Source organism: uncultured Georgenia sp. (genome assembly GCF_937958535.1).
In the GTDB taxonomy this organism is placed as follows: Bacteria; Actinomycetota; Actinomycetes; order Actinomycetales; family Actinomycetaceae; genus Oceanitalea.
This window is the reverse complement of record NZ_CALGNQ010000142.1, coordinates 1-4378: the sequence shown is the minus strand read 5'-3', so window position 1 is coordinate 4378 and position 4378 is coordinate 1. Positions and strand designations below refer to the sequence as shown.

Sequence of the window (4378 nt, the reverse complement as noted above, 5' to 3'; positions counted from 1 at the left end):
CCGACGTCGAGCAGGTGGCCGGCGCGACCGTGGTACCCGACTACGACGCCGGCTCGTTCCGCTTCTCCGCCGACACCGCGCAGACGTACTACCTCACCTACATCGTCGTCAACGACGCCGGGGCGAGCGCGACGGGCCTCATCCGCGTCGACGTGCGCGAGCCGGCCGACGCCCCGCCCGTGGCGGTGCAGGACGTCGCGCTGCTCCCGGCCGGGGGCCAGGTCCTCGTCGACGTCCTCGCCAACGACGAGGACCCCAGCGGCGAGCTCCTCGCCGTCCAGCAGGTGGACGTCCCCGCCGACTCCGGCCTCGTCGTCGCCGTCCTCGAGCACCGCATCCTCAAGATCACCGCCACCCAGGACGTCCAGACCGCGCAGCGGCTGAGCTACCAGGTGTCCAACGGCAGCGCGAGCGCGACCGGCGAGGTCGTCGTCATGCAGATCCCGCCGGACTCGCTGGCCCAGCCGCCGGTCGCGCAGGCCGACGTCGCCAACGTGCGGGCCGGGGACTTCGTCACCATCCCGGTGCTGTCCAACGACTCCCACCCCGGCGGGGACGACTTCCGCCTCGTCCCCGAGCTGGTGGAGGAACCGCAGGCCGGGCACCTCTTCGTCTCCGGGGACACCCTGCGCTTCAGGGCCCCCGAGCAGCCGCAGACCGTCAACGCCGTCTACGAGATCGTCGACTCCACCGGCCAGCGCGCCTCGGCTCAGGTGACGATCTACGTCCAGGCCGACGACGGCGAGCGCAACGCCGCCCCGCTGCCGCTGCCGGTGGAGGCGCGCGCCTTCGCCGGGGAGCGGGTACGGATCCAGGTCCCGCTCTTCGGCATCGACCCCGACGGCGACTCCGTCCAGCTGCTCGGCGCCGACGAGGCACCGACGAAGGGCCGTGTGGTCGAGGTCGGGCCGACCTACCTCGACTACGAGGCCTTCTCCCGCGCGAGCGGCACCGACACCTTCACCTACGCGGTGCGCGACCGCCTGGGTGCCTACGCCGGCGGCACCGTCCGGGTGGCCGTGGTCCCCCCACCCGAGGTCAACCGCGCCCCGCAGGCGATCGACGACGAGCTCGTCGTCCAGCCGGGCCGGGTGGTCGACGTCGACCCGCTGGTCAACGACACCGACCCCGACGGCGACCCGCTCTACCTCGGCGACCCGGCCTTCGAGGCCGTCGAGGGCCTCGAGGTGGAGCAGGTCGACAGCGGCACGCTGCGCATCACCACCCCCGAGGAGGAGGGCACCTTCGCACTGCCCTACCACGTGAGCGACCAGCGGGGCGGCACCTCGACCGGGGTGGTCTCCGTGCACGTGTCCGCCGATGCCGAGCTGCAGCGACCGGTCGCCGTCGACGACCTCGTCCGCACCGTGACGATCCTCGACCAGGAACGGGTCTCCATCCCCGTCCTCGACAACGACTTCGACCCCGACGGCACCCGCGACCAGCTCACCGTCGACCTCGTCGACGCCCCCGACGGCGCCGCGGTGGTCGGTCGGGAGGTGCAGGTCGACGTCCTGCCCGGACGGCAGGTGCTCACCTACTCGGTGACCGACCCGGACGGGCTGACGGCCTACGCCTTCGTCGACGTGCCCGGTCTGGACGACTCCGGGCCGGTGCTGCGCAGCGACGCCGACCCGATCGTCGTCACGACCGGGGAGACACGCGAGATCGAGCTCGCCGACTACGTCGTCGCCCCCAGCGGCAAGGACGTGCGGCTCACCGACGAGTCCAAGGTGCGGGCGACCAACTCCGACGGCAGCTCACCCGTCGTCGGCCCGACCACGCTGACCTTCACCTCCGCCCCGGCGTACGCCGGCCCGGCGACCCTCACCTTCGAGGTCACCGACGGCGAGAGCGCACAGGACCCCGAGGGCCGCACGGCGGTGCTCACCCTCGACATCACCGTCGAGTCCACCGAGAACACCCCGCCGACCTTCGACGGGGCGGCCCTCGAGGTCGTCCCCGCCGAACGACCGCGGGTGCTCAACCTGCGTCAGCTCTCCCAGGACCCGGACGTCGGCGACTGGAGCCAGCTGCGTTTCGAGCTCGTCCACGTGCCCGACGGCATCGACGCCGGCCTCGACGGTCCCAACCTCACCGTCTCGGCCCCGGCGGACACCCCGCGTGGCACCACCGGGAACATCGAGCTCACGGTCTCCGACGCGAAGTCCGAGCCGGTCCCCGGCGTCGTCGAGGTCACCGTCACCGCCTCCGACCGGCGGCTGGCGACGGTCAACGACGTCGACCTCGGTGAGCTCGAGCAGGGGGAGTCCCGCACGGTGGACGTCCTCCAGGGCGCGTTCAACCCCTTCCCCGGCGAGCCGCTGACGGTCGTCGGCGCCGCCGGCGAGACCGGCGGCCCACAGCCCACCACCGACGGCCGCACCGTGACGGTCACCGCCGGGCAGGACTTCGTCGGGCGGGCGTCCACCCGGTTCACCGTCCAGGACGCCACCGGCGACCCGCTGCGGGACGTCGAGGGCCGCATCACCTACTCCGTCATCGGTGTGCCGGAGCGTCCGGCGCCGCCGCGGGTGGTCGAGGTGCGGGACCGCACCGTCGTGCTCAGCTGGACGGCGCCGGCCGACAACGGCGCCCCGATCACCGGGTACCGGGTCGAGGCCGCGGGCGTCAGCCGCGAGTGCCCGACCACGACGTGCACCATCGACGGCCTGACCAACGACGTGGAGTACACCTTCACCGTGACCGCCGTGAACAAGGTCGGCGACTCCGCACCGTCCGGGCCCTCGGCGGTGGCCCGTCCCGACGTCAAGCCCGAACGGCCCGCCGCGCCCGTGCTCACCTTCGGTGACGGCGAGCTGCGGGTCGAGTGGCGCACCCCGGAGAGCCGGGGCTCGGCCGTGACGTCCTACGACCTGCAGATCGCGCCCTCGCCGGGCGGCGGCCAGATCTCCGTCACCGGCACCTCGCACACGTGGACCGGCCTGCAGAACGGGCAGTCCTACACCGTGCGGGTGCGGGCGCACAACGACGCACCGGACCCCAGCGAGTGGTCGGAGTGGTCGGCGCCCGAGGTGCCCGCCGGGGTGCCCGACCGACCGGTCGCGCCGGTCGCCCAGCGGGTCGACTCCCCGGTCACCGCCCAGATCAGCGCCACCTGGCAGCCACCGGCGAGCAACGGGGACCCGATCGCCTCCTACGACGTCGTCATCCGCCGCGACGGCGAGCCGTTCAAGTCCTTCACCGTGCCCGGCGGACAGACGTCCTTCACCGAGGACGCCCCCGCGGGCAGCGACTACACGGTCACCGTCGCCGCGACGAACAAGGCCGGCAGCTCCCCGACCAGCCCGCCGTCGGCGCCCGTCCGCAGCTTCCTCAAACCGGACCGGGTGGCGAGCGTGACCGCCACCGAGGGGGACCGGCGGGTCACGCTGCGCTTCCCCGTGCCCGCGGACAACGGCGACCCGATCCGGCGCTACGAGTACCGCACCGGCAGCGGCGCGTGGACCCAGCTGCCCGCCAACCGGGTCGTCACCGGGCTGACCAACGGGTCGAGCTACACCTTCCAGGTGCGCGCGTGCAACACCTACTGCGGCGACGCCGGCCCCGCGTCGAGCGCCGTCGTGCCCTACGGCCCGTTCGGCGAGGCGACGATGACCGGCCAGCGCCACGGACGCCACGACGGCTACACCGACGGGGTCACCGAGCAGCCCGGCGCCACCTTCCGCTGGACCACGCCGGGCGGCAACGGCCGCGAGGTCACCAGCGTGCAGCTACGGGTCGACAACGGCACCGGCAGCTGGGGCGGGTGGCAGAACGTCCCCGCCAGCGGCAGCCGGACGGTCAACGGCGACTGGGGCACGACCTACCGCGCCCAGGTGCGCGCACAGCGCGCCGACGGCGAGGTGCGCACCGCGAGCGCGTCGGTGACGACGATCGACGCGCCGGTCCGTCGGCCGGACCCGCCACCGCCGGAGCCGAAGATCACGATCGTCCGCAACCGCAGCGCCGTCGGCCAGCCCGGCTGCACCCACTCCTCGTGCCGGTTCGTGGACATCGACTACGAGAACCTGCCCGCCGGGACGTACACGTACCGGGTGTCCGACGAGGACAGCGCCTTCGGCACCCCGATGACGCGACACCTCTCCGGAAGCGGCCGGCTCGAGGGCTGGAGCTACTTCGGCAACCCGGGGGAGCGGGTCACCGTGACCCTCCGCGGGCCGAGGAACCTCTCCGCCTCGATCATCTGGTAGCCCCCCGTACCCCCTCCTCTCACCCCCACGGAGCTCGCATGACGACGACAGAGCAGCAGACGACGATGACGCCGGAGCAGGCGGCATGGTTCGCCGACACCTTCGAGCGGATCGTCTCCGCCGTCGGCGTCGCCGTCGTCGGCAAGGCGAACGTCGTCCGGCTC

Annotated in this window: 1 protein-coding gene and 1 pseudogene; both read left to right on the top strand. The window is 73.3% G+C overall.

From position 1 onward, the window contains the following. The first annotated feature begins 14 nt into the window (after positions 1-14). Positions 15-4214 (top strand): fibronectin type III domain-containing protein, encoded by a 4200-nt coding sequence (locus Q0195_RS07925; RefSeq protein WP_299276806.1) that lies wholly within the window; start codon positions 15-17, stop codon positions 4212-4214. Between the two features lie 38 nt (positions 4215-4252). After that, positions 4253-4378: pseudogene (locus tag Q0195_RS07920) on the top strand (ATPase); the annotation flags it as partial.